This is a genomic window from Undibacterium sp. TC4M20W (genome assembly GCF_049340245.1).
In the GTDB taxonomy this organism is placed as follows: domain Bacteria; phylum Pseudomonadota; class Gammaproteobacteria; order Burkholderiales; family Burkholderiaceae_D; genus Undibacterium.
The window spans coordinates 31,633-57,476 of sequence record NZ_JBMPPI010000020.1 but is presented as its reverse complement, the minus strand read 5'-3'; the positions used below and the strand labels follow the sequence as shown (position 1 = coordinate 57,476).

Below are 25,844 nucleotides of genomic sequence, written 5' to 3'. Positions count from 1 at the left end.
CAAAAGGAAATTGTCGCACATTTATCTGGCGACGACACAAACACATGAGAACGATAAACCTCGTGAATTGATCGGGCATAAAAAAACGGCTGTCATAAAAAATGACAACCGTTCAGAATAAGTCCCCACCGATGCCGCTATGCCGGCATCCTGAACCTGAGCGGTTCAAGTTGGCCACGGTCAATTCAATTTCGGGTTCATCGGACTAGCGACGCTCACACCTATCGAACAATGTTCCACGGCCTATGCACTAAAATGGTTCAAGGAATATATGGCATTGGCGAACACGGCAGGGATCTAAAGTGTACCCTGAAATGCCCGCGCATCGCCAGCTATTTTGATTAAATTAAATAATAAGCTCATCAATCAAAATAGTTTTTCTTGTGGAGTCAAAGCCTGATCCATCATTTCATGCATTTCGTTGATCTTTTGTTTGACTTCTGCCAGAGACAAGCCAGACAAAGGGCCTTCGGGTGACTTGGTCGCCAGCAACTCTGTGGTCATGCTCAATGCTGCCATGACGGCGATCCTGTCAGTACCCTTGACTTTTGCAGCATCACGTATAGCGGACATCTTGCCATCAAGGTAGGCAGCAGCTTCGCGCAGGGCGCGGTCTTCACCCTCGCGACAACTGAGTTTGTAACTCTGCCCCATGATATTCACATCGACCTGTATGACTTTTACTTCGCTCATGCTGCCTCCTTGTCATTCAATACCTCGGCAGGCAGTTGCGACAGCAAGGCAGAGACACGGTCATGGGCCTGCTGCATGCGTTGTTGCAAGTCTGTGTTTTGGGTCGCCAATGACACCACGTCATTACGCAATCTGGCATTTTCGCTGCGCAGGGTGTGTGCCAGTACAGTAAGCTGCTTCACTTTTTCAGTAAGCAATTCGAATTCGGAAATCATCATGTCTCAGTTTTAGGGGTATACAACCTGGTCGTCAACGCAGAGTTCAATTATACGAGCAAATTTTCTGTCAGAGCAGGTCTATCAGGCTGCCATCACTCAAAATAAGTGCAGCATGGACGGTTTTATCAGAAAATACCTGCTTTAAGGCTAGTACATAATCCAGCAACTGCTGGCGATAGCCCACCTCCTGGCCGGGTAAAAGCTGACGCTTATAATCCAATACCCAGACCTCATGCGAAAAAACCACAACCCTGTCCAGGCGCAATAATTTTTTCTCGACCAGCACATCCATTTCATTACGAGCATATATATATGCGTCAGGCTCATAAAATTTTCGCAATGCAGAATTACTGAATATACACTCAGCCTGTTTGCGTATGGTCGCTGCCACGGTACTGGAACAAGGCAGCCAGGCTGCAATGGTTTCCGCATCTGGCACCGCAATGGGCCAGCTCTTTGCGTTATTGCTCAAACGTTCCATCAGGGTATGCAGAGCTATGCCTTCCAATTGTTCATCACTGCTCACTTCCAGCACGATCTCTTCAGCAGGCATGGCAGGGGGTTCAAATACCGCCATGCTGAATGACTGATCCTGCTGCATTTCACTCTCAATATTCGCCGCAGCCGGCGATTTTTCTTCTACATGATCGAGGTAGCCATACCAGCTAGGCGCAACTTGCTTTTTCCCGCTCTGCACACCACTAAGTATCAATATCTGCTTGGCACGCGTGATGGCGACATATAAGAGATTCCAGTTCTCTTGCGTGGCCTGGGCTTCTTCCTGCGCAAAAAAACGGTCACGTGCAGCGCCGCGCTGGTCTTTTTTACCGAAGACAGAAAAATGCCTTTCTTCACCTGCCTGTAAAGGCCATTGGCACAGCACGCCTATCCTGTCCTTCATCGACTCACTATGATTGGCATCGAGCATGACGACGATCTTTGCCTCCAGCCCCTTGGCGCTGTGGATGGTCAATATGCGAACAGCATCGGCCGCACTATCCACCGCAGATTCATCAGGTGCGTCACTGTCACCGCCACGGCGCAAGGCACTCAGGGCAGCGATGAACTTTGGCAGGCTGGGGTAACGCCCTGCATCCAGGTTCAAAGCCAGTTCAGTAAAGCTATGGATATTGCCCATGACCTGGCTGCGCTGCGCAACTGACGATGCTTGCGCATAGCGTTGCAAAACCTCGCCTTGATGCAGGATGCGATCCAGCAAATCATGCACGGGTAAATAATAAGACGCTTCCATCCATTGTTGCAGCAAGCTGGCGGCGCGTTGCAGAACTGGAAAAGAATCATCCTGCTTCGAGGCTAAGTCCAAGGCCAAGGTTTGCAGGCGCTTCCACCAGGTCGTTTCATGGCGCATGGCCAACGCAATAAGATCGTCATCACTGGCTGCCACGATGGGCGACTTTAACACATGCGCCAGCGCACGGTTGTCACCCGGGGTCATCAGGAAATTTAATAGTGCGATCAAATCCAGCACTTCCAGCGCATCCAGCAAGCCACCTCGACGACTGGACACGAAGGGGATGCCTGCTTCGCGCAAGGCTTTTTCATAGGCAGACAAGTGTGTGCGGCGCTTGACCAGCAGCATCACATCACTCCAGTGCCAGCTATCGGCACCCTGCCCGGCACGTATGCCCAGCAAGGCTTGCGCGACTTGCTTGCCTTCTTCATAGCGTTGCTGGTTTTCTGCCTCTTCCAGCGGCGTTGTCAGCGGATTGCGCAGAGGAAAACGTGAAGGCGCAGCTTCTTCTTCGCCTCCCTCTTCAATATCAATGGGCGCGGCCATGCCTATCAATGGCAAACGCCAGACCGCACCGTCTGCATCTGAAGCCGTAGTCTGCGCATGAAACAGCGGGTTGCCATGCATACTGACATTGAGTACATCAACAACCGCAGGCGCATTCCTGCGCGTCTGGTTGGTACGCAACACCCGCGCGCCCTGCGTTGCCAGCATATTTTGCGCGGCGGTAAACACTCTCGGTTCGGCACGGCGGAAACGATAGATGGATTGCTTGGGGTCGCCCACGACAAACACACTGGGCTTGGCGCCATCGTCGCCATAAGCTTCCAGCCAGGCTTGCACTATGCCCCACTGCAGGGGATTGGTATCCTGAAATTCATCTAGCAAAATATGCTTGTAGCGCGCATCAAGGCGGCTATGCAGGTAGGCTGCATATTCTTCATTACTGAGCAGTCTATATGCCTGCCATTCGAGGTCTGCAAAGTCAAATACCCGCTGGTCTGACTTCAGACTTTGGTAGCATTCAAGATACGCCGTACCAACAGCAAACAGGGCCTCATTGACTTGCATAACCAATTTCTCTGCACTGCGTTTTTGCAGTTGATGCAGCGCCTGTACTATCGCTTCGCATTCATCTTCAAAGGCATTGATTTGGTCTATACCCAGGTGTTTTTCTATGGAGGCAATCAGCGCCTTGACCTTGACATTATGTGAGCGGATATTGCCTTGCCCATTGATGAAGCCATCGCAAATCATGGCAAAGGCGTCCAGGCTAGGGCCATCCGTCAGGCCTTGCTCTATCTTGCTGGCATTGGTCTGGTTATTTTTTGAACCCTGGCCCAATACCAGGGCCATGTGAGCAATGCGCTGGTATAGCTGGGCGTCTTCCCAGATGCTAAGCCGCGCATCCTGGTACAGGTCTGCGCCGCATAAATCACGCAACCAGTCCAATGGGCCACCCAGTTCAATTTGCTGGTTGCTGGCCCACCACTCTGCCCGCTTGTCTAGGAAAGCTTCCAGCATTTCGCGTGCATTGAAGTCGCCTATTTCCTGATACAGGAATAGCAGCGCCTCCTTGATGTCAGCATGCTCTTCCTGCGCCAGCATCTGCATGAGCTGGCCGTAGGCTTCGCGCTGTATGTCACCACTGGCCTCGACAAGCGTAAAGCCATGCGGTACGCCAGATGCCAGCGGTGCCAGTTGTATCAGGCGGCCAAACCAGCTATGAAAGGTGTCCAGTGATAATGACTGCGGGCTGGACAAGACCTTTTCGTACAAGCCACGCGCCAGCGGTATTACATTCTGTAAATCTGCTTCAGCTATGCCGCGCTCAGTCAACAATTGCCGCACATGGGAGATATCTGCCAGTGCCAGTTCATGCAGCAAATCCATGAGGCGTTCGCGCATTTCCTGCGCAGCCTTACGGGTAAAGGTAATCGCCAGTAATTCTGCCGGTTCAGCACCGGCCAGCAAGAGACGCAACATGCGCGACACCAGCAACCAGGTCTTGCCACTACCTGCACAAGCTTCAACGACGACGCTATGGCGCGGGTCACAGGCGGTTGCCGTGAAATGGGCATGACTGACAGCCTGGCCATTAACTTCATAAGCCTGTGAATATTGAGGCGCCTGCATGGATTCAGTCATCACCATGCCCCCTTGCGACACAGGCCTCGCATTTCACAATACTGGCAATTTGCTTCTACACCATGGGCTGGCAAGCTTACACCTTTCTGTATGAATGACATGCTGGTTTTAATCGCCAGTGCCAGTTCTGAAACCCAGCGATCAAAATCGTCAGCAGCGACGTCACCGGCCTTGCCCTGACTGAGTTCCAGCGCGACATAACTGCCTGAGCTGACAGGCAAATCCGTCAGCAAGCCATAAAATGGCAATTGATGATCTTCACCTTCCTTCAGTCTTCTGCGCAAGTCATTCAGATTTTTTGTCTTGTAATCGAGTACTGCCACTTCACCATTCATATTTCTGTCTATGCGGTCTATGCGACCTTTGAGCATGACCTGGCCACCCTGCCATTCCAGCGTTTTTTCATTCTTGATTTCACCCATATCAAACTGCCAGCCAGCTTCTTCATGCGCCTGCATCCAGGCGACATAGGCGGGAATGACTTTATCCCAGCGCACGCTATAAGCTAGTGCCGCAGGACTCTTTTGCAAGACATCGGCAAAAAAATCAACGGAGATATTGCGCAGTAAAGCTTCTTTATCCACGCCAGGCTGATTGACTTGAACAGCTTTCAACTCTTCATGATAACGCTTGAGGATGGCATGCAACCAGTCACCATAGTCACGCTTCTCCGGCATATCCGACAACTCATCCAGCGCACTCAAACCCAGCATGCGCCCGGCAAAAAACTGATACGGGCAAACCACCAGGCTGGTATAGGCACTGGCAGATAAAGTTGTAGGCAGCAGCGCAGCCGCAGAGGGCGTGGGCATATGCTGGATGCTGGCTTGCATGGTCCTGACTGGCAAATCCAGGGGATGGCTGTCCAGCACGCCCTGCTGGGTACGCTCCAGTGTCAGACCCAGTTGTTCCAGCCACGGGCTGACGGGATTATGTTCGCCATTCAGGCTGCCCTGCCAGGATAAAACGATGTCTGTGTTACTCAGCAAGAGTTCGGCAAAGTCGCGCAATTGTTGCTGCTGGCGTGACTCGCGGGTTTCCAGTCCACATTCGCGTCTGACTGCATTTGCAAAAAACAAAATCTCGCTGGCTTGCGATGGCAGGTGTGACGCGTCCGCACCGACCAGCAGTACCGCATCAAAGGGACGCAGGCGCGCGCCATTCAGCGGCAACATGACCACGCGCTTGTCGGTATGTGCGAACACAAATGCCGTGCTCTCCAGTTGCAGGTTCATCAGGGCACGCCATTCAGCAAAGGTGAATGGGGTTTTCAAGTCCGCACAGGCAAGCTGCAATTTCTGTAGCAATTGTATGATTTGCGCGCCAGCCGGGTCTGCCTGGAAGGCATTGAACATGGAGAGGTCAAAGAAAACCTGCAAGCTCAGTGCACTCCATTCAGACAGGCTGCGCCTGCCAGTGAAATTACCAGCCTGTCTGGACATGGACCTGATCCAGCGGCTGGCGGGCCCGGTATCCTTGCCCGCATCCAGTGCAGCCAATACTGATTCCCAGCCACCCAGCACATTGGCGCGACGCAAGACCAGCTCTATGCGCATGACCATATCTGCCTTGGCGGGGATGGCATCTTGCTCAGGCTCAGTATTATCCGGGTCTTTCCACAGCAAGTAAGGGGATTTCAAGAAATCCAGCAAGGCCATGGTATCGGCCCGCGTCGTCACCACTTCCAGCCAGGCGGCGATGGCTGCCGCAGCCCGGGTGGTCGATAGCTTCCAGCCGGTTTCATCTGCCACCATGATCTGTGCGCGTTCCAGCAAGGCGCGTATGCGGCGGGACACGACGCGGTCTTGCGCCACCACTGCCACACTTTGCTTGCCTTCCTGCAGCCAGTTGATGATGGTTTGCGCCCCCTGCACCGCCTCATCTTCCAGCGACGTGGCGCGGCACAGGCGTATGTGAGATGTCTCTACATATTCAGTCAGCGCCTGCTGATGCTGGCTGCCGGTATCCTGCAAACCCGGCCAAGCATGGTAATACGGCTGCGGCAAGGTATGCGCGCGCCAGTCCAGGCTGATTTGCAATACGCTTTGCTTCTTTGCCCAGGCTTGCAAAAATGCCTGCTCCATGGGATTGGGCGGGGTGGGCGCTATCCACAGCAAAGGCTCGCTGGCCTGCATGGCAATTTGCAGTAATTGCGCATAGCGTTTTACCTGCGGGTCGTTACCGTCGAGCTGGCTCTGCCAGACTGACCATACCAATTGCGTTTCTTCTGATAATAAGGCTTGTGCAGGCGCGGGCAATTGCGCCAGTGCCGCCTGCCAGTCTTTTTCCAGCTTGCTTTTATCCTTGCCTACGGTGGGTAACAAGACAGCGGTCAATTCATCCGACAGCGTCAGCAGAGTCTGCGCCAGCGGCAATAAATCCGTATTGCGGCGCGCACCAAATAATTTCTTTAACCAGGGATGTTGCCGCAATTCCGCATACAGCCCCATAAGCCTTTCGCTGGAATCTCCGCCAATGTTATTTTGCAGTGCAGCATCCGGCGCCTGCATTTCCAGCAGGGCAAACAGGGTTTGTATGCGTGGCGGAATAAAGTTACCCTGCAATACTGTCCCCAATGCCCTTAACAGCAGGTGGGCGTGCTGATAAGTAGGCACAATCACCCTTACCCCGGAAAAATCCCGCTCTTGCTCGCGCGCCCAGCCCTGCTCCCTGGCGGCGCGCAAAAACGCCTGTGCAGTCTGTTGCCAGAAGAGGGGACCAGCAGGTATCAGTTGGGGATTATGTAGCATCAAGGATTAATGGTTTTGCCTGTAGAGCAAGTATACTATGCGACGGCTACAGCATTTTGGCTGCATGCATGACACTTTTCTAAAAAATAGGTTATTATCTACCGCATAGCTAACCATGCCTGACTCATTTTGCTTTAGTCACGGTGCGACACTATTCAACACCATTGAATTTGTGACTATCACCCCCAGATTCAAATCAGAATGCGGCGCGGTCCCAAAATACCGACATTCAGTGGCGCTGTTACCCCTTAATTTTTCCCTCTCGTTGAGGATTCCATGAGCGAAAACATCAAATATGTAAGCGATGCTTCATTCGAAGCAGACGTATTAAACTCTAACGTACCGGTATTGGTCGATTTCTGGGCTGAATGGTGCGGTCCTTGCAAAATGATCGCCCCTATACTGGAAGAAGTTGCCAAAGAATATAACGGCAAAATCATCGTAGCCAAGATGGACGTAGATGCCAACCAGGCAATTCCTGCCAAGTTCGGTATCCGTGGCATCCCTACCCTGATCCTGTTCAAGGATGGTAAATCAGCGGCACAAAAAGTAGGCGCATTGGCAAAAGGCCAATTAACATCTTTCATTGACAGTAATATTTAAGGTATTATTGCGGTCTGAAACTTTAAAGCTGCGAACAACAAGATTGTTTGCAGCTTTAAAATACAGAAACAAGAGACAGCTGCCCCGGTTGATGACCCTCAACTGCTGCATGCAAATTCAGACCTGAATTACATAATATTAAATAAAACGAAACCAAGACAGAATTCTTTCTATCCTGTTTAATCTGTAGTTCCTCTGCTCACTCCCCCACCCCATAATCCCATCCCGGGACACTCACCATGCATCTATCTGAACTAAAGGCCTTACACGTATCCGCTTTATTGGAAATGGCCATAGGACTCGATATCGATAACGCTGCGCGTATGCGCAAGCAGGAATTGATGTTCGCGATCCTCAAAAAACGTGCAAAATCAGGCGAACAAATTTTTGGCGATGGCGCCCTTGAAGTATTGCCTGACGGCTTTGGCTTCCTGCGCTCGCCAGATGCCAGTTACATGGCCTCGACTGATGACATCTATATCTCTCCTTCGCAAATCCGCCGTTTCAATCTGCATACTGGCGATTCCATCGAAGGTGAAGTACGTACACCAAAAGACGGTGAGCGTTATTTTGCATTGGTGAAGGTGGACAAGGTCAATGGCGAATCGCCAGAAGCCTCCAAGCACCGCATCCTGTTTGAAAATCTGACGCCGCTGCACCCGAACAAGGTATTGACACTCGAACGCGAAATGCGCGGCGAAGAAAATACTACCGGCCGCATCATCGACATGATCGCCCCTATCGGCCGTGGCCAGCGTGGTTTGCTGGTGGCGTCACCAAAATCCGGTAAGTCCGTCATGCTGCAACACGTGGCACACGCGATTACCACCAATCACCCTGACGTTACTTTGATCGTTTTGCTGATCGACGAACGCCCGGAAGAAGTAACCGAGATGCAGCGTTCAGTACGCGGTGAAGTGGTCGCATCGACTTTCGATGAACCAGCTACCCGTCACGTACAAGTTGCTGAAATGGTGCTGGAAAAAGCCAAGCGCCTGGTAGAAATGAAAAAAGACGTGGTCATCCTGCTGGACTCCATCACCCGTCTGGCACGTGCCTACAATACTGTCATCCCGGCTTCCGGCAAGGTATTGACTGGTGGTGTGGATGCAAACGCCCTGCAACGTCCAAAACGCTTCTTCGGCGCAGCACGTAATGTAGAAGAAGGCGGCTCACTGACCATCATCGCGACAGCCCTGATCGAAACCGGCAGCCGTATGGATGACGTGATCTATGAAGAATTCAAAGGCACAGGCAATATGGAAGTTCATCTGGAACGCCGTCTTGCTGAAAAACGCGTCTACCCAGCCATCAACCTCAACAAATCCGGCACCCGTCGTGAAGAATTGTTGATCAAGCCGGATCAATTGCAGAAGATCTGGATCTTGCGCAAGTTGCTGTATAGCATGGACGAAATCGAAGCGATGGAGTTCATCCTCGACAAGATGAAGGCCACAAAAAACAACGCAGAGTTTTTTGAAATGATGCGCAGAGGCGGTTAAGCCCCTTCTTGTTTTCAGGCTGAAGAGCCGCCACCTTTGTGGCGGCTTTTTTATTGCCTGGAGTCATGGCAAAAGTCGTGACAAAAGTCGTGGCAACAGCCCTGCTAGAACAACAAAAAAGCTGGCTTCCACACAGAGAAGCCAGCTTTTTTCACTACCTGTTTTACAAATTATCCACGCACCTGATCATCTGTTTTTTCTTTGTGGATTTTTTTGGATTGATGGTTCTCAGCGTGTTCGATGTTGCGCTGCTCGGCTGCGCCGACATGACCATTTTTTGCAGCAACCGCTTCTTTGTGATCAACTCTGGCCTGGCCTTTTTCCAGCTTTGCCACTTCATGATTGCTCAACTCACCAGACTTGACGCCATTTTCAACGCGCTGTTGCTGGTTGACGTTTCTTTGTACGTCGGCCTGCATGCGTTTGCTGGATACTGAATTGGGATTACCTACCTGGGCATCATGCTTTTCCGCATAAATATCGGCACTGGCCTTATCCTGCATTCTGGCCAATTTGCTTTTTTCTTGCTGACTCAGCTTGCCATCTTTCAAGGCCTTGTGTTCTTCATGGGCGACAGCCGCTTGCTCACGTTCCAGCTTGCCTGCTTCTTTAGTCGTCAGCTGTCCGGTTTTCAAGCCTTCTTCTATGCGTGTTTGCTGGTTCACATTGCGTTGTACATCGCTGCTGACGGTTTGTGCAAATACAGAACCTGTCAGCAAACCTGCCAATAACAAGGGAATGAATTTCGTTTTCATGATGATGTCCTTATGCAGTGTTAAATTTATTTGTGCTAGTCACATCTCTATAACGACTCATCAGAAAGTGCCGATGACAGCCAAGCTGTAAGAGAGAGTAACAAGCGTAAGTAGCAAAATGTAACGCCTTGAAGCATTGCAAACCCCAAAAGAAACGGGCCAGTCTTGTGACTGGCCCGCTTCTTTTTTACTTTATTTCTTTTACCTTACTTCTTTTACTTCATTTCTTCATGCCTTACTTGCTGGCCAAAACCTCAGGCTTGTTCCAGCCACCGCCTACGGCCTTGTAGATGCTGACCACGGCAGACAATTGCGCACGCTTGCTGTCGATCAGGCTGGACTGTGCCTGGAACAGATCACGTTGTGCATTCAAGACTTCCAGATAGCTGCTATAGCCATTCTTGTAGCGCAAGTCTGCGAGGCGCAATGAATCTTTCAAGGCAGTGACCCTGCGCTCGGAAGCCACATTCACCTGCTCATTGGCTGCCGTGTTGTTCAACGCATCATGCACATCACGGAAAGCGCCCTGCACTGCCTGCACATATTGCGCCAGTGCCTGGTTCTTGCGGGCTTCTGCCCCTTGCACTACCGCACCAATTGCACCGGCGCGGAAGATAGGTTGCGCCAGGCTGCTACCCAAACTCCACAGCAGCGATGCCGGATTGATCAAGTCCTGGAATACACGGGACTCGTAGCCAGCAGTCGTCGTCAATTTAACGCTAGGGAAATATTGCGCTTTGGCTTGGCCGATATCTGCATTGGCGGCTACCAGAGCCTGCTCTGCCGACAGAATATCCGGGCGACGATTCAGCAAATCAGACGGTAAGTCTGCTGGCATGACCAATTGCTGATGCAAGCTACCGATCTCGCTACCACGGGCAATCACAGGCTGCGCGATCGCGCTGGCAGAACGGCCCAGCAAGACCGCCAGTGTCGATTCTATGTTTGACAAGGCCTGTTTGGCTTGAGCATAACTGATGTCCGATGCGGCGGCTTCAGATTCAGCCACATGCAAATCAAGTTCGCTGGTTGCGCCAGCCGTAAAACGGCGCTGTTGCAAACGCAGGTTTTCCTGACGGGTTTTCAGAGTCGAATCCGCCAGGGCAAGTTGTGCATCGGCTGCGCGCAGGCTGAAATAAGTCTGCGCGACATTCGCATACAGGCTGCTTTGCACCAGGCCACGATTGGCTTCCTGCGCCAGCAAACGTGCACGGGCTGCTTCATCGGCACGCGCCAGCTTGCCCCAGAAATCAACTTCATACGAAGCTGTCAGGCTCAGTTGGAAGTCTTTGCTGTAAGGACTGACACCAGTACCCAGCTTGCCAGCATTTTCACTGGTACGGGTACGGGTTGCCCCAAGGTTGCCATCTACACTTGGATAGCGGTTCGAATTGGCACCGACCGCAACGGCACGTGCTTCTTCTATACGCGCTGCTGCCAACAACAGGTCCTGATTATTTTTTGTTGCTTCGTCCAGCAGGCTATCCAGTACCGGATCCTGAAAGCTTTTCCACCAGGCGGCATAATCGACTGCTGCCAGTTTGTTTTGCGTGACCACCACACCAGGGCTGGCCGGAGTTTCCAGCGCCGGACGCTGGTAATCAGGCCCTACCGAGGCACAGCCTGCCAGCACCATGCTGGCAACCAGTGTCGTTAATATGAATTTTGTTCCAGACATTATTATTCCTTCACATCTGCTTGAGGCGCATTGTGCAAAATATGGACAGGGTGCTCAAAATCCTGCTCAGTCGTTTTCAAGCGTCTGTCATTGATCAGCTTGAAGAACAGAGGCACAAAGAAGATCGCCAGGAAAGTCGCTGCCAACATACCGCCCAATACACCAGTACCCAGAGATTGACGCGCAGCAGCACCAGCGCCGTGCGAGAAAGCCAGTGGTACCACACCCAAAATAAACGCCAGCGAAGTCATCAGAATCGGGCGAAAGCGCAAGCGTGCTGCTTCCAGCGCCGCAGCCACCGGTGCATAACCTTCATGCACTTTCATGACCGCGAATTCCACAATCAAAATCGCATTCTTCGCCGACAAACCTAACAGCGTCACCAGACCAATCTGGAAATAGACGTCATTGTTGAAGTGACGCAGATAGACCGCCAGCAAGGCACCAAAAATACCGAAAGGCATCGCCAACAAGACCGAGAATGGCAAAGACCATTTTTCATACTGTGCAGCCAGGATCAGGAAAATCATCAGGACACCGGCACCCAGTGCCAGGCCTGCGGCATTGCTGCTGCGTTTTTCCTGGAAGGAAGCACCACCCCAGTCATACACGACATCGGCTGGCAAGACGTTTTTCGCAGCACGTTCCATCGCTGCAATTGCCTGACCAGAACTGTAGCCTGGCTTGGCATCGCCCAGCAATTTGATCGATGGCAAGGCATTGAAACGCTGTACAGAGTCAGGACCAGTGATGAACTTGATCGTCGTGAAAGCACGTACAGGTATCATCTGGCCAGTGGCAGAACGCACATACATGCTGCCTATGTCATCCGGCTTGGCACGATACTGGCCTTCTGCCTGCAACTGCACGGTGTAGATACGACCGTTCTTGTTGAAGTCATTGACGTAGTAACTACCCATAGTCGCAGCCAGGGTGTTATACACGTCAGACAGGGCCACACCCATGGAGCGTGCTTTTTCGTTGTCCACATCGACATACAACTGTGGTGAATTGGCTTGCCACAAAGTTTTAACACCCGCCAGTTCAGGCTGCTTGTTGGCTTCAGCGATCAGCAATGGCAACAGTTGCGCCAGACGCTTGACGCCGCCTTCACCCGCATTTTGCAGATAGAACTCAAAACCACCAGTCTGACCCAGACCCTGAATTGCAGGAGGGGCAAAGAACAAAGGCAAACCTTCCTTGATACGGCCAGTTTTCATATAGCTTTCGCCCACCATCTGCTGCGCAGACTGCGTGCGCTCTTCCCAAGGTTTCAATGGGAAGAACATAGTTGCAGCAGAAGATTTCAAACCGCCACCGCCCAGGAAATCCAGACCAACCAGGGCAAAGGTTGTATCGATGTTTTTGTTGGTTTTCATGATGGACTCAACCTGACGCACCATCGCATCAGTACGGTCCAGCGAAGCACCATCCGGCATGATAGCAGCACCAATGAAATAACCCTGATCTTCATCCGGCACCAAACCACCAGGCACGTTTTTCCACAGCAAACCAGTCAGGGCAACCATGCCCAGCACCAGTGCAATACCCAGTACCGCACGCTTCATAAAGAAGGTCACGCCATTGGTGTAACGCTTGGTCAAACGCAGGAAAGCTGCATTAAACCAGGTGAAGAAACGGTTATGATTTTCTGAACCAGGCTTGAGCAAGATCGCGCACAAAGCTGGTGTCAAAGTCAGAGCAACGATACCGGACAAGACCACAGCAATAGAAATCGTGACCGAGAACTGACGATACAATTCACCCGCCAGACCACCGAGGAAGGCGATAGGACCAAACGCAGCAACCAATACCAGCACAATCGCGATAACCGGGCCAGTCACTTCATGCATGGCTTCAATCGCTGCATCTTTTGGTGTCATGCCTTCTTCATTGATCAGACGCTCAACGTTTTCCAGCACCACGATCGCATCATCCACCACAATACCAATTGCCAGCACCATACCGAACAAGGTCAGCGTGTTGATGCTATAACCCAGCAAATGCAGACCAGCCATCGTACCAATCAACGATACCGGTACAGCCAGTGTAGGGATGATAGTCGCGCGCCAGCTTTGCAGGAACAGGTACACCACGATGAACACCAGCACCATCGCTTCGCCCAGGGTTTTCAACACTTCGGCAATCGACTCTGTCACGAAAGGTGTCGTGTCATACGGCGTGGCGTATTCCATACCTTCAGGGAACTTGGCTTTCAGATCTTTCAAAGTTTGCTCTACCGCCTTGCGGGTTTCCAGCGCATTTGCACCAGTCTGCAAGAACACACCGATATTCGCGGATGGGTGACCATTGACGCGGCCATACAGGTTGTAATCCTTGGAACCCAGTTCAACACGTGCGACATCACTGATACGGATGGCAGAGCCGCCCTTGGCAGATTTGATGATGATATTGGCAAATTCAGATGGTTCCAGCAAACGGCCCTTGGCTGTTACTGTCATCGTCAGTTCTTCGGTATTGTTTGGTGGTGCACCTACTTTACCTGCAGCGTACTGGGCATTTTGCTCAGTAATCGCGTTCGAGATATCGGCAACCGTCACACCCAGTTGTGCCATGCGGTCAGGACGCATCCAGATACGCATCGCATAATCCTTGGCACCGAAAATCTGGATATTGGTGGTACCCGGCACGCGCTTCAATGCATCCAGCACGTTCTGGGTTGCATAGTTGGACAAATACAGCGCGTCGTAGCGGTTATCTGGCGAGAACAAGGCAGCAACGACCAGGAAGTTGGACGAACTCTTGGAGACCGTCACACCTTGGCGGCGTACCTCTTGCGGCAACTTGGCATCAGCCTGACGCACGCGGTTATTAACGTTCACCGCCGCGATATCGAGATTAGTACCAACCTCAAAAGTGACGTTGATCGATACGCGACCGTCAGCAGAAGAAACAGAGTCCATATACAGCATGTGTTCCACGCCGTTGATCTGTTCTTCGATAGGGCCAGCGACAGTACGCTCAACCACCTCGGCAGATGCGCCAGGATAGACCGCAGTCACATTCACTACCGGCGGAGAAATCTCCGGGTAGCGCGAAATCGGCAGGACGCGCAAGGCGGCCAGACCGGCCAGCACGATGATCAGCGATAAAACTGTCGCGAAGATCGGCCGGTTAATGAAAAATTTTGAGAACATGAATTATTCCTTGTAGCCTTAGCTTTGTTATGCAGCGGATTTTCAGCTTGATACTTTGGCTTAATATAGGGCTTAGTGTTTTACCTCAGCGCTTGCTGCCGGTGCTGACGCTGCCGGCGCTGCTGCTGGTGCCGAAGCAGATGCACTGGAAGCAGCTGGCTTACCTTCTGCCGCAGGGGCACCTGGCGGCGCGCCAGCTGGCGCTGGTGAATTCGCTGCCTTGGCCGTAATCGCGATTGGCGTTACCGTCATGCCAGGATCATGCGCTTTGATGAAACCATCCACCAATACGCGGTCGCCACCTTGCAAACCCTTGGTGACTATCCATTCACCATGTGACCAGCCATCCAGCTCAACCGGCTTTGGTACCAGCTTGTTATCAGGCGACACCGTGAACACGATCTTGCCCATAGGGCTGTCAATCACAGCGCGTTGAGGTATCGCAATGGCAGCACTACGAGTAGCACCGCTGAGTATCACGCGTACGAACTGGCCTGGGCGCAATGTGCCGTCAGGATTAGGTACCTGGGCGCGGGCATCAAAACCACCGGTGTTAGGGTTCACTTTTTCACTGACAAAGTTCATCTTGCCTGTGACTGGAGCTGTGCTGCCGTCAGCCAGCTTTAATTGCACATCAAACGCCAGACTACCGTTATTGGTTTTCTTGCCAGGCAGGGCAATCTTGCCTGCGCCAACGTCTTTGCTCAGCTTCAGATAATCTGCTTCTGGCACGCTGAAGTTGACATACACAGGGTCAGTTTGCACGATGGTGGTCAGCAAACTGTCTGCTGCTGTCACCAGGCTACCGTTGGATTTGGCAGCAACGCCTGTTACGCCATCAATAGGCGCCACAACACGGGTATAACCCAGATTGAGTTTGGCTTCATTGACCTGTGCCTGTACTTGCTTGTAACTGGCTTCTGCTGTTTCCAGTGCAGACTTGGCATCATCAAATTCTTTCTGACTGATGGCTTTTTCTGCTGCCAGTGGTGTCAGACGGGCAAATTCGCGTTTGGACTGGTTCAGCTTGGCTTCAGCAACACCAGCGGCAGCCTCGGCAGATGCCAGTTGCGTACGATAAGCGCCCTGGTCTATCTGGAACAAGACAGTGCCAGCCTTGACGCGGGAACCCTCTTCATATAGGCGGTTTTCCAGGATACCGGCAACGCGGGCACGCACTTCTGTTTCACGTGAACCTGCGGTTTGCGCAGCATATTCAAAATCCAACCCCAGGTTGCGTGGCTGTACGGTAACGACATTTACTTCTGGTGCCGGCATTTTGCCTGGACCACCGGCGTTTGCAGCACCTTTATCGCCACAGGCAGCCAATACCAGCAAAGGCAGGCTGATGGCAGCAATGCGCAAAGCAGGCAGAGCCTGCGTCATATGGCTGGCAATCGAAGATAGCTTAAATACATTTGTTATTGGTTTTGCAGGGGAGCGCATGGGAGATTCTTTCTTCTAAAGGGAAAGGCGGTGTGCTATTATATACATTCACGAATGTTTGTAAATAAAGTTTTTATACAGCCCTACGGTATTACAGGGATTTTGGCAATACTGAATTTATTCTGTCCTATGAAAACAGCCGCAGGATGCAGCATTTTTTCTAAGGCCATGTTTCTTATTTAGCTTGACTCATCGTGAGTCGTTTTCAAATTAACAAAATTGCGTCATGCCATAAAAGCGCAAAATTCATCAATACGGCATCCGGTATTAATGACTTATAGCTCTGTCAGATTAAAGCCTCATGACAAGCTAACAGTGCGGAATGGTGCGGGCGGGCATTGACTAAATGTTTAAGCAAGAAAACAAGTATAAAGCAGGAAAAAAATTTCTGCTTTGCAGCAATTAATTTGATCTGAAGCATTGATCTAAAACAGCGTAGCGTTTGAAAATGTGCTTCAGTATCAATCAGTAACAATGCAGGTCTGGCAAATACACAAAAGGTATATATATACCTGATCATCAGAGTGAGAATGAAAGCAGATAGCTTTTGACACTTCACTCAAGTGATTACATACATGACGAAGAGACAGCAGAAAAATTGTACGTAGCGATAAAATTGGCAGCGTACGCAAAGGAAACAGAAATGGTCAGGAAAACGAAAGAAGAAGCGCAAGAAACTTATAATACTCTGCTAGACGCAGCAGAAAAAGTCTTCGCCGAAAAAGGTGTCACCAGTACCACACTCAATGATGTTGCCACTGCAGCAGGCATGACGCGTGGCGCTATTTACTGGCACTTCAAGGATAAAAACGCCCTCTTTCAAGCCATGTGTGACCGCGCCTTCCTGCCTATGGAAGCCCTGCTCAACGAGATTGTTTCCACCCCGCACAAAGACCCGCTGGCGGGTATCAAGCAATTAAATGTCCACTTTCTCAACCTCGTCACTGGCAATGCGCGTCAGCAAAACGTGTTTGACATCATTTTTCATCGCTGCGAAAAGAATAGCGAACTGATCTTCTTCAGCGCCGAAAGTGAAAAACGGGTTGAATGCCTGGCCAAAGTGCAGGCCATGATCCAGCAGGCGGTTGATCAGGGGCAACTGCATCCTGACACCGACACCTGGATCGCCATGCAAGCCATCCACGCCTATGTCATAGGCATAGTCCATGAATGGCTGGAAGATTCTTCCGCCTATTGCCTGATGCTGCATGCCGAAGACATGATAGACATGTTCCTGGCAGGCCTGGTCGCCCGCCCTCCCCTGAAAAAAGCCAGATCATCAGAAAAAGAATGCGGCCTGCAACTGGTCGTCAATAATCAGGACTAAGCAAGACCAGGGAAATTACCGCTAAACCGGCAACTTCCAGTCAAAACGTACAGCCATCATGCGCAGCACGAAGCATATGCCCACGCCAAAACCCAGGGCAACACCTTCATTGAGCTCCAGCCAGTTCAGTATCAGGTAAGCCCAGCAACCGGCAAACGCACAAGTCGCATATAAATGGCTGCGGCGGAACACCAGCGGTATCTCATTACAGATAATATCGCGCAAGACACCGCCAAAAATACCGGTGATAACCCCCATCATGACACAGACAAACATAGGCATTTGCGCCTCTTGCGCCAGTGATGCCCCGGTCACACTGAACAAACCCAGGCCCAGCGCATCAGCCAGCACGATAGCGTTTTCAGTCACAGCATTGCGCAAATGCTTGAGAAACGGAATGGCAATAATCGACATGACAAAGATCAGGATAGGGTATTCCTGATTCTCTACCCAGAACAAGGGGCGCCTGTCCAGCAACAGATCACGCAGGGTACCGCCACCAAAGGCCGTGATAAAGGCTACGGTAAACACCCCCACCACATCCATACGCTTGCGCCGCGCCTCAATAAATCCCGAACTGGCAAAAGCCAGTATCCCGGCGACTTCAATGGTATGCAACATCGAACTCATACCCAGATAGCTCGTCGTCATGTTTTTCCTTCAGGATTTGGTGCAAAAATGGGGATTTTATCAAGTTAGGGGTGATTATGGGTCTGATAGTCTATGGTTCTTTAAATTCAAGACCTCTCAACACAGAGGCACAGAGACACAAAGCTATCACAGAGAAAGACTCAGAAAAATCGAAGATATCCAGAAGCTCATGCAAAGAAACCACCCTCAAATTCGTCGCTCCTGCGCAGGCAGAAACCTACCGGGCTGGCGCACCAGTGGCGTTCGCAACAAACTAGAATAAGTCGCGGCAAAAAGGATAGAAACATATTAAATAAATAACGCAATCTCACTCAAGCCAACCTTATCCACCTCAAATTTATCTGCAATAAGCCCCCATCCCCGACAACTTCCCATCGCAAAAACCCCAATTTTCATTGTATAATCATCGGCTTGGCATTTTGGGCGTCCAAAATCCAGACAATTATTTAACCTTTGGCAAGTGATAATGCAATCGGGTCAAGAAGCAAGACGACCGACGAAGTGCTTATTGGCTACCTACACTATTTTCGAGGCAAGCATGAGAGATGGCATTCACCCAAATTATCGCGAAGTTCTGTTCCACGACGTTTCTTGCGATTTCAAATTCATCACACGTTCAACTATCAACACCAAAGACAAAGGTGAGTTTGAAGGTAAAGAATACCCACTGGTAAAGATCGAGGTTTCTGCAGAATCTCATCCTTTCTACACTGGCAAACACAAAATCGTGGATACAGCCGGTCGCGTTGAAAAATTCCGTCAAAAGTTCGGCAAAGTCGGTTCCAAGACTTCTGTCGCCAACTAATTGGCCAGGGAAACACGGCACGGTTTTATGCGTTGGCAGGGCCAGCCCTGCTAATACAAAATTGCGGAGTACGCAAGACCGTCTGTGGTTCCAAAGAATTTTTAGTAAAAAAGGCAGCTCAGGCTGCCTTTTTTACTACAGCTTTACCCTACAATAAGCATCCTTTCCCTCCAACACCCAGATATGAAGCCAGTACGACTTCCTGCTGCCGCAACAGTTGCGCTACCGCGCTGGGGAATCATCGCCCTCTGTCTCCTGTATATCCTGCCCGGCCTGATAGGCCGTGACCCGTGGAAAGGCGACGATGCTGCCGGTTTTGGCATCATGTGGACCATGGCACATGGCAACCTGGCTGACTGGCTGTGGCCACACATCGTCGGCCTGCCCATGCCAGAAGAAGGCCCGCTGGCTTTCTGGCTCGGTGCCATCTGCATTAAATTATTTGGCTGGCTGGTAGGTGAGCCTATGGCTGCGCGCATGAGCACTGGCTTCTCCTTCCTGCTCGGCTCACTCTCAGTCTGGTATGCCACTTACCTGCTAGGCCGCAGGCCAGAAGCCCAACCATTGAAACTGGCTTTTGGCGGCCAGCCAGAAGCGCGCGACTTTGGCCGCACCCTGGCAGACGGTGCCCTGCTGATTTATCTGGGCTGCCTGGGCCTGCTATTACGCAGCCACGAAACCAGTGCAGAGGCGCTGCAAATATCCCTGATCGCCTGCACCCTGTATTTGTGCATACGCCTGCTGGATGACCCAGCCAAACTCACCGCAGCAAAAATCGGTGGCATACTCGGTTTGCTGGTTCTGACCCGTGGCTGGGTATTGCCCACAGGCTTATGGATCAGCCTGCTGGCAGTCTGCGCTTATCGCCAGCAAGCCAAGCCGCTGAAGTATCTGCTCTATATTGCCCTGCCGGTTGCCGTCGTGGTAGCAGGCATCTGGATTTGTGCCATCACTCTGGTCAATCCTTATGACAGCTCGCCTTATCAGGCATGGATGCTGTGGAATTATCGCCAGTTCAATTTCCCTAATTTTGACAGTATCAGCTACCTGTTCCGCTACGGTATCTGGTTTAGCTGGCCTGCCTGGCCCTTTGCTGCATGGGCGATTTATGCCTGGCGCAAACAAGAAAAAGCCCTGCACATTTCATTGCCAGTCAGCTTTTTGATTTGCTTTGGTGTGCTAGGCATGCTCAATCACCAGTCTGAAGAAGCAATACTTTTACCCATCTTGCCACCACTGGCCATACTCGCCGCCTTTGGCTTGCCGACCATGAAGCGCAGCGCCATCAACGCGGTGGACTGGTTCTCAGTGATTGTCTTTACCACGGCTGCCGGCTCCATCTGGATGTACTGGCTGGCAGACCAGACCGGCTGGCCACAACACATGGCCAAAAAAGTCGTGCGCGTGGTGCCAGGCTATCATTCAAGCTTCAACATTTTTGTTTTTATCATTGCACTGGCGGCGACAATTGCCTGGTTCCGTCTTGTATATTGGCGTATCTCCCGACAACCGGCCGTGCTCTGGCGTGCGGTGGTCTTGTCGAGTGGTGGCGTGATACTGTGCTGGTTACTTTTCCAAAGCCTGTGGCTGCCATGGTTTGACCAAAAGATCAGCTATGCACCGCTGGCGCAAGAACTGGCGCAAAAAGTACCTGCCAATATGGGTTGCATACAAGCCCACGTCGGCCCATCACAACGCGCCTCATTTGCGTATTTTGGCAAACTGCATTTTGCTGGTTTTTCTGACAATGAATGCCGCCTCTTGCTACTGCAAAACAGCAAAAAATCGCAAAATGAAAACCCATTACCAGCAGAATATAATCTGGATCAATGGACAATCATCTGGTCTGGTCACCGCAGTTCTGACAACGACGAATTGTTTACCCTGTACCAGCGCAAGCAGCAATGAAGACCGAGCACCCCAGCACGTTGAGCGGCAACATCAAGCGCATCGCCTCACTATCATGGCCCATGATGGTGGGCCAGATGGCCGTGGTGGGCAATGGGGTGATAGACACCGCCATGACTTCGCGCTTCTCCGCGACTGACCTTGCCGCACTGTCCATCGGCATCTCTATTTACGTCAGTATCTTCGTTGGCCTCAACGGCATCTTGCAAGCCATCTCCCCTGTCGTTGGCCAATTGTTTGGCGCCCGCAAATTCAAAAAGATAGGCGAAGAAATCAAGCAAGGCGTTTGGCTGGGCGGCTTTCTCGCCTGCATAGGCTGCCTGATCCTGCTATTCCCGAATAGCTTGCTCTCCATCGCACAAGCTTCACCGACCTTGAATGACAAGGCTGCACAATACCTGCAAATCCTCGCCATCGCCCTGCCCGCCACGCTGGGCTTTAGAATCTATGGCGCGCTCAATAATGCTGTAGGCCGCCCCAAGATGGTCATGGCGATACAGCTCGCCGCACTGGCGATAAAAATCCCGCTCAATACCCTGTTCATATTTGGTGGCCTCGGCATACCCGCCATGGGCGGCCCCGGCTGCGCTGCTGCCACTGCCGTCAATGCCTGGCTCATGCTCATTACCGGCTGGCTCATGCTCAAGCACGTCAAATATTATGAATTGTTTGCACTATTTGGCAGCGGCTTCGTCAAACCCAACTGGAAAGCCCTGCGCAGCCTGCTGCATCTCGGCATACCCATGGGCCTGAGTTACCTCATCGAAGTCACTGCATTCGCCTTCATGGCCCTGTTCATCGCCCGCCTCGGTGAAGTCGCCGTATCCGGCCACCAGCTCACCGCCAACTTTGGCACCATCCTGTACATGCTGCCCCTGTCGATTGCCAGCGCCACCGGCACCCTGGTGGCGCAAGCCATAGGCGCCAAACAAATGCAGGCCGCCCGCGTCACCGGCAATGCCGGCATCATCCTCGCGGCCATGCTGGCTGTGCCCATAGGCATCACAATCTGGTTCAGCCGCGATCTGATTTTGCACGCCTACACATCGAATCCCATCATCATCGCCGCAGCCTTCCCGCTGTTCACCTTTATTTCGGTATATCAGATTTTTGATGCGATACAAGTGACCACCGCCTTCATCCTGCGCGCCTATAAAATAGCCATCGTGCCCACCATCCTGTACGCCTTCGCACTATGGGGCTGCGGCCTCGGCGGCGGCGTCATGCTGGGCCTGGACCCCTACAACATCAGCCCCGCCTTTTTGCACGGCGCAGCAGGCTTCTGGATGGCCAACAGCACCAGCCTTGCCATAGTCGCCTTCAGCCTGTGGTACTACCTGCGCATAGTCCAAAAACGCTTCCCCACCCCAGCCATGTGGCGCAGGAACGTGAATTTCGATCAGCCAGGCAGAAACCCATGATGAATAACAAAAATAAGAAACCCAGCAAACCCCGCAAAAGCAGCAGTCCGCTTGCAAAATTTTGACAGCTCTGTCATAATTTCGTTCTGCGTTGCCGAGATGGCGGAATAGGTAGACGCACGGGACTCAAAATCCCGCGCCGCAAGGCGTGCCGGTTCGATTCCGGCTCTCGGCACCAAACACTGATTAAGCTCTTGATTATTCAAGGGCTTTTTTGGTTTTTACGCCATGCATTTTCAATACACTCAAATGCGCACTCGCATTCTTGATATAAACAATAGCTTTCGCACTTCAAGCGCTATACTCATTACAAAAATTACTATAGCGAACAAAAGTCAAGTAGTCGCACGACTTTCTAAAGAGTCGTGGTATACGCCCATGGGCGATATTAAAGCCTCCACGAAACAGTGACAGGCAAAACATTAAAATAAAAATCGGCTGGTTTATTTTCGCCCAAATAAGTTGAAGGCCTAAGGGTGCTAACTTCAAGCAAAATAAACGGGCAACGCTTGCCAAATTATTGTTTCTCATGCTGCACCTCATTATGATTTTAGTCAGTAAAACGGCTCATCATTTGCTCACCGAAGCAATCTTGCCCCTTGAATAAAATTAAAAAACAACAACGTGTCTATCAAGACTAAATTGTTACAAAGGGATATAATTAATGACGATATATAAACGTTTAAAACTGAAGCTCCTTTTACATCTCTATGAGCCAAACTATGTTACTTAGTCACGGCAAGATCGAACTCCCTCCGCTTGAAGAATTTCAAGCTACGCAGCTAAGGGAACTTTATATTTCGTTCTTCAAAAGTCCAGAAAATGTTCCGCGCTCAAAGGTAGAGCTAATTGAAAAATTGAGTGAACAAATAGACTCGGTCGAGTTGCAGACTCTCATTGGTAAATTAGAAGCGACTCAAGCATTCAAGCATATTTATTTATTCGCATTCGAGCGAAAAAACTGTAAGCAAGACTTGCTGTCTGCCTTACTCAATGACACAAATTTTCCAGTAAAAGTTGAGAGTACGGATTTGGATTTATATGTGGTTGGCTCTCATATCCAGCCATATCCAACCCTAAGGTTGGCGCACTCAGTAATGAATAAAATTCCAGTATCAACGGGTCAAGACACTTTTAAGCTTCAAACGGTAACCTTTCGCCATGCAGTTGTAGTTGCCATCAAACTAGACTTAGGCATAGTTGAAGTCAGATTTAACGGATTTGAACAGTCTCGAGAAGTACCAAAGACTGAACGAATAAATTACATTTCCATTGCAGAGTCAATTCGAGATTTTATAACTCAAAAACTTGAAACTCCGGTTAAGGGTTTAGCATTAAAAGAAGCGGTCAACAGATTGCTTTCTAAGTATCCTGATGAAGTAGTACAAGGCAAGAATGTTTCCAGAGTCGGTGGCGGCCGCGTACTAATTGAAACGTTCGAGGGCGATGACGCTCCTTCGTTTGAGGAAATGTTCAAAACGGCGTTTAAGAGTAATCAGCCTTCTGAGGTGATGGAAAAATGGGCTGCTGAAAATATTACTTTACGATGGAAAAATCTTCACGTTCATACAAGAATTGACTTTACACCTACCACGCCCGAGATTTATTTTCTCTGGAAAGGATCACCAATGCGATCCGTGGAAGGCTCAGATCAGATAGTTCGCCGATTGGTTGAATTCAGCGAGATATCTTACGCCAAGGTCAGAGAGAGTATTTCTCTAGCTCTTGACGATATGGGAACAAACGTATTTACACCGTTTGAGCTGATGCAACGCGCCATAGCACCATATGAAGACACTCTCAGTTTCCTGTTAGAGCAAACCTCTGCAAATAAGGTGGCCATGCGATTTAGAATTCGAACAAATGCGAATCTACATAACATGACAAATCACTGGCGAGAGTCTCTATCAGACGTTCCTCATGAAGTTACCACAGAATTTGAAGAGACCATAGATACAACCGACGGCAAGAACGTCGAAGTCGCCTTCGTAAAACAAGCGGAGGGCAAATGACTACAATGCCCAACACCACTGCACTCAACACAGTAACGACAGTTGATAGTGTTGTCAGCTATCTTTCTACGAACGGTATCGACAATAAAGCAATTTGGGCGCACTTAGATCGCACTGATCGTATAAAAGTAAAAAAATTACTTTCAGAATTGGATGCTATTGATGCAGAAATTTTTGATAAAGATGCGCATAAACCATTGAGCAATAAGCAATTTCAAGCAGACAAGTCTGGGCGTAAAGGGAAAAAATTTGAAGAATTGACTACTGAATTACTTCAAGGCCTAACTTGTTTCAAGGCCAAACACAATGTTTTCACAGATGTTAATCAGATCGACGTTCTTGTAACATTGCAGCCAAATGCAAGTATTGTCCCAAGTATTCGAAAGTGGGGAGATCGAATCATTTGCGAATGCAAATTTCATGACAAAGGGGTAAGCGTGGATTGGGTTGAGAAACTAGCGACGATACTTGGAAATAACTCAGCTTCAGTTGGCATCTTGATTTCGAAAAAAGGAATTGCAAGAAAAGGGCCGGGAGCAAACACCACACATTTATTACATCTACTTGCGGTCCAAGGAAAATTCATCATTTCGCTGAGCCGTAATGATTTGGAGGACTGCGTAAATGGAAGTGGATTGTTGGAATTATTAGTGGACCGCTATGTAGAAGTTGGCATGGGCATTCCTCAATTCATGAGATAACTTCTCAAAAAAAATTGACTTAAAGCTCGAATTTTTACTTAAACTTAACGAAAAAATATTCCACAATTAAAATTTTAAACAAACAGATAGTATTCGTATTAAGAAGATATAGACGGGGTCGTCACTGGTTGAATTACCCCAGTCTGCCTAGCCTACTTCCCACTTCTTGGCTAAGGCCCTCTTCACATTCCGGCTCATAAAATCCGGATAGAGTTGTTTAAATAAAGTCTTAGCTTACAATTTTTACCCATTCTGTAACAAGCCAACACAAAAATTGTAACCACTCTTATTGTATGCAGCTTGTAGTTTGACGCCCTATATTGACTGAAATGGTTACTTAAAAATATAACCTTGCTTGGCTTTCAGTGATATGGCAATTCCCGTTTATCAATACCTATGCTCATCCACCAAATGCTTATTAAAACTGTACTTGCTGCCGCCTTGCAGCACATCAGTCAGGCGCTTGGGGTTGGCGGATGAGATGAAAATGTCGGCGATGCCGTCCTTAACGCGGAACTTGGTGGCGGGGCTTAGGATGTTGTTGGCTTTGATCATCAGGTGGCGGATGATTTTGGCTTTTTCGCTGCAGATGAGGAAGTGGTTTTCTTTTCTGAAGTTGGTCAGGGGGATGTTGAGCCACCAGCCTTCGTCGTTGCCGTAGCGGACGACTTGGGAGAATTGGGTGTTGCCTTCGTTGAGGACGTTGGCTTGCAGGGAATCGTTGGCGATTTGGATGGCTTCGGCTTTGTTCATTTTTTGTCTTCTTTGGCGTTTGGTTGGGGTTCAGTGGTTAAATTGCTACTGGGTCTGCGATGA

18 protein-coding genes, 1 tRNA gene and 1 other RNA gene are annotated in these 25,844 nt (G+C 50.4%); 9 read left to right on the top strand and 11 right to left on the bottom strand.

The features are described from left to right. Nucleotides 1–118: 118 nt before the first annotated feature. The 5 genes from ssrS to ACO0LL_RS20875 all read right to left on the bottom strand — a co-directional run bounded on the left by ssrS (nt 119) and on the right by ACO0LL_RS20875 (nt 7,061). Nucleotides 119–299, bottom strand: a non-coding RNA gene (gene ssrS / locus ACO0LL_RS20895) — 6S RNA. A gap of 67 nt (nt 300–366) precedes the next feature. Further along, nucleotides 367–693, bottom strand: coding sequence for a cell division protein ZapA (locus tag ACO0LL_RS20890; protein WP_422952742.1), 327 nt, complete (start codon nt 691–693; stop codon nt 367–369). Beyond that, nucleotides 690–908: a DUF904 domain-containing protein gene (locus tag ACO0LL_RS20885; protein ID WP_422952741.1), complete on the bottom strand. Its 219-nt coding sequence runs from the start codon at nt 906–908 to the stop codon at nt 690–692. Before ACO0LL_RS20885 ends, ACO0LL_RS20890 begins: the two co-directional genes overlap by 4 nt. A gap of 70 nt (nt 909–978) precedes the next feature. Beyond that, nucleotides 979–4,311, bottom strand: coding sequence for a UvrD-helicase domain-containing protein (locus ACO0LL_RS20880; protein ID WP_422952740.1), 3,333 nt, complete (start codon nt 4,309–4,311; stop codon nt 979–981). Continuing rightward, entirely contained in the window at nt 4,311–7,061 is a 2,751-nt protein-coding gene (locus tag ACO0LL_RS20875) for a PD-(D/E)XK nuclease family protein (protein WP_422952739.1), read from the bottom strand. The genes ACO0LL_RS20880 and ACO0LL_RS20875 overlap by 1 nt, the downstream gene beginning before the upstream one ends. 276 nt (nt 7,062–7,337) lie before the next feature. Here ACO0LL_RS20875 and trxA point away from each other — a divergent pair, with 276 nt between their 5' ends. Together trxA and rho are read left to right on the top strand one after the other, a co-directional pair. Then, the gene (gene trxA / locus ACO0LL_RS20870; RefSeq protein ID WP_422952738.1) at nt 7,338–7,664 is read left to right on the top strand and encodes a thioredoxin TrxA; all 327 of its coding nucleotides are present in this window, start codon (nt 7,338–7,340) and stop codon (nt 7,662–7,664) included. Between the two features lie 239 nt (nt 7,665–7,903). After that, nucleotides 7,904–9,166 (top strand): transcription termination factor Rho, encoded by a 1,263-nt coding sequence (gene rho, locus ACO0LL_RS20865; RefSeq protein WP_110257254.1) that lies wholly within the window; start codon nt 7,904–7,906, stop codon nt 9,164–9,166. Between the two features lie 170 nt (nt 9,167–9,336). Here the strand turns inward: rho and ACO0LL_RS20860 are convergent, their stop codons facing one another. The 4 genes from ACO0LL_RS20860 to ACO0LL_RS20845 all read right to left on the bottom strand — a co-directional run bounded on the left by ACO0LL_RS20860 (nt 9,337) and on the right by ACO0LL_RS20845 (nt 16,203). Then, nucleotides 9,337–9,921 carry a hypothetical protein gene (locus ACO0LL_RS20860; RefSeq protein ID WP_422952737.1) on the bottom strand — a complete coding sequence of 195 codons (585 nt, stop codon included), beginning with the start codon at nt 9,919–9,921 and terminating at the stop codon, nt 9,337–9,339. 235 nt (nt 9,922–10,156) lie between these two features. Beyond that, complete coding sequence (locus ACO0LL_RS20855) at nt 10,157–11,599, bottom strand: efflux transporter outer membrane subunit (protein WP_422952736.1); 1,443 nt, start codon at nt 11,597–11,599, stop codon at nt 10,157–10,159. 2 nt (nt 11,600–11,601) lie between these two features. Next, a complete protein-coding gene (locus tag ACO0LL_RS20850; protein WP_422952735.1) occupies nt 11,602–14,757 on the bottom strand; it encodes an efflux RND transporter permease subunit in 3,156 nt (1,051 codons plus the stop codon). Nucleotides 14,758–14,829: 72 nt separating this feature from the next. Beyond that, the gene (locus ACO0LL_RS20845; protein WP_422952734.1) at nt 14,830–16,203 is read right to left on the bottom strand and encodes an efflux RND transporter periplasmic adaptor subunit; all 1,374 of its coding nucleotides are present in this window, start codon (nt 16,201–16,203) and stop codon (nt 14,830–14,832) included. A 643-nt stretch (nt 16,204–16,846) separates the two neighbouring features. Between ACO0LL_RS20845 and ACO0LL_RS20840 the strand changes: the two genes are divergently transcribed. Then, entirely contained in the window at nt 16,847–17,530 is a 684-nt protein-coding gene (locus tag ACO0LL_RS20840; protein WP_422952733.1) for a TetR family transcriptional regulator, read from the top strand. A gap of 21 nt (nt 17,531–17,551) precedes the next feature. On the opposite strand, the gene ACO0LL_RS20835 is transcribed toward ACO0LL_RS20840, so the two are convergent. Beyond that, on the bottom strand, nt 17,552–18,181 hold the full coding sequence (locus ACO0LL_RS20835) for a trimeric intracellular cation channel family protein (RefSeq protein ID WP_422952732.1): 630 nt from the start codon (nt 18,179–18,181) through the stop codon (nt 17,552–17,554). 538 nt (nt 18,182–18,719) lie between these two features. Between ACO0LL_RS20835 and ACO0LL_RS20830 the strand changes: the two genes are divergently transcribed. From ACO0LL_RS20830 to ACO0LL_RS20805, 6 genes are all read left to right on the top strand, one after another. After that, nucleotides 18,720–18,986 (top strand): type B 50S ribosomal protein L31, encoded by a 267-nt coding sequence (locus ACO0LL_RS20830; protein WP_186955279.1) that lies wholly within the window; start codon nt 18,720–18,722, stop codon nt 18,984–18,986. A gap of 183 nt (nt 18,987–19,169) precedes the next feature. Further along, nucleotides 19,170–20,894 carry an ArnT family glycosyltransferase gene (locus ACO0LL_RS20825; protein WP_422952731.1) on the top strand — a complete coding sequence of 575 codons (1,725 nt, stop codon included), beginning with the start codon at nt 19,170–19,172 and terminating at the stop codon, nt 20,892–20,894. Continuing rightward, on the top strand, nt 20,891–22,315 hold the full coding sequence (locus tag ACO0LL_RS20820; protein WP_422952730.1) for an MATE family efflux transporter: 1,425 nt from the start codon (nt 20,891–20,893) through the stop codon (nt 22,313–22,315). Before ACO0LL_RS20825 ends, ACO0LL_RS20820 begins: the two co-directional genes overlap by 4 nt. Before the next feature lie 93 nt (nt 22,316–22,408). After that, a tRNA-Leu gene (locus ACO0LL_RS20815) sits at nt 22,409–22,493 on the top strand. 544 nt (nt 22,494–23,037) lie between these two features. Continuing rightward, complete coding sequence (locus ACO0LL_RS20810; RefSeq protein ID WP_422952729.1) at nt 23,038–24,327, top strand: hypothetical protein; 1,290 nt, start codon at nt 23,038–23,040, stop codon at nt 24,325–24,327. After that, complete coding sequence (locus tag ACO0LL_RS20805; protein ID WP_422952728.1) at nt 24,324–25,028, top strand: hypothetical protein; 705 nt, start codon at nt 24,324–24,326, stop codon at nt 25,026–25,028. Before ACO0LL_RS20810 ends, ACO0LL_RS20805 begins: the two co-directional genes overlap by 4 nt. 387 nt (nt 25,029–25,415) lie before the next feature. Here the strand turns inward: ACO0LL_RS20805 and ACO0LL_RS20800 are convergent, their stop codons facing one another. Next, entirely contained in the window at nt 25,416–25,781 is a 366-nt protein-coding gene (locus ACO0LL_RS20800) for a hypothetical protein (RefSeq protein ID WP_110257271.1), read from the bottom strand. Nucleotides 25,782–25,844 lie beyond the last annotated feature (63 nt).

Coding starts and splice junctions, on each gene's coding strand:
- ACO0LL_RS20890 (WP_422952742.1), bottom strand. CDS start 693: ATGAGCGAAGTAAAAGTCATACAGGTCGATGTGAATATCATGGGGCAG.
- ACO0LL_RS20885 (WP_422952741.1), bottom strand. CDS start 908: ATGATTTCCGAATTCGAATTGCTTACTGAAAAAGTGAAGCAGCTTACT.
- ACO0LL_RS20880 (WP_422952740.1), bottom strand. CDS start 4,311: ATGACTGAATCCATGCAGGCGCCTCAATATTCACAGGCTTATGAAGTT.
- ACO0LL_RS20875 (WP_422952739.1), bottom strand. CDS start 7,061: ATGCTACATAATCCCCAACTGATACCTGCTGGTCCCCTCTTCTGGCAA.
- trxA (WP_422952738.1), top strand. CDS start 7,338: ATGAGCGAAAACATCAAATATGTAAGCGATGCTTCATTCGAAGCAGAC.
- rho (WP_110257254.1), top strand. CDS start 7,904: ATGCATCTATCTGAACTAAAGGCCTTACACGTATCCGCTTTATTGGAA.
- ACO0LL_RS20860 (WP_422952737.1), bottom strand. CDS start 9,921: ATGAAAACGAAATTCATTCCCTTGTTATTGGCAGGTTTGCTGACAGGT.
- ACO0LL_RS20855 (WP_422952736.1), bottom strand. CDS start 11,599: ATGTCTGGAACAAAATTCATATTAACGACACTGGTTGCCAGCATGGTG.
- ACO0LL_RS20850 (WP_422952735.1), bottom strand. CDS start 14,757: ATGTTCTCAAAATTTTTCATTAACCGGCCGATCTTCGCGACAGTTTTA.
- ACO0LL_RS20845 (WP_422952734.1), bottom strand. CDS start 16,203: ATGCGCTCCCCTGCAAAACCAATAACAAATGTATTTAAGCTATCTTCG.
- ACO0LL_RS20840 (WP_422952733.1), top strand. CDS start 16,847: ATGGTCAGGAAAACGAAAGAAGAAGCGCAAGAAACTTATAATACTCTG.
- ACO0LL_RS20835 (WP_422952732.1), bottom strand. CDS start 18,181: ATGACGACGAGCTATCTGGGTATGAGTTCGATGTTGCATACCATTGAA.
- ACO0LL_RS20830 (WP_186955279.1), top strand. CDS start 18,720: ATGAGAGATGGCATTCACCCAAATTATCGCGAAGTTCTGTTCCACGAC.
- ACO0LL_RS20825 (WP_422952731.1), top strand. CDS start 19,170: ATGAAGCCAGTACGACTTCCTGCTGCCGCAACAGTTGCGCTACCGCGC.
- ACO0LL_RS20820 (WP_422952730.1), top strand. CDS start 20,891: ATGAAGACCGAGCACCCCAGCACGTTGAGCGGCAACATCAAGCGCATC.
- ACO0LL_RS20810 (WP_422952729.1), top strand. CDS start 23,038: ATGTTACTTAGTCACGGCAAGATCGAACTCCCTCCGCTTGAAGAATTT.
- ACO0LL_RS20805 (WP_422952728.1), top strand. CDS start 24,324: ATGACTACAATGCCCAACACCACTGCACTCAACACAGTAACGACAGTT.
- ACO0LL_RS20800 (WP_110257271.1), bottom strand. CDS start 25,781: ATGAACAAAGCCGAAGCCATCCAAATCGCCAACGATTCCCTGCAAGCC.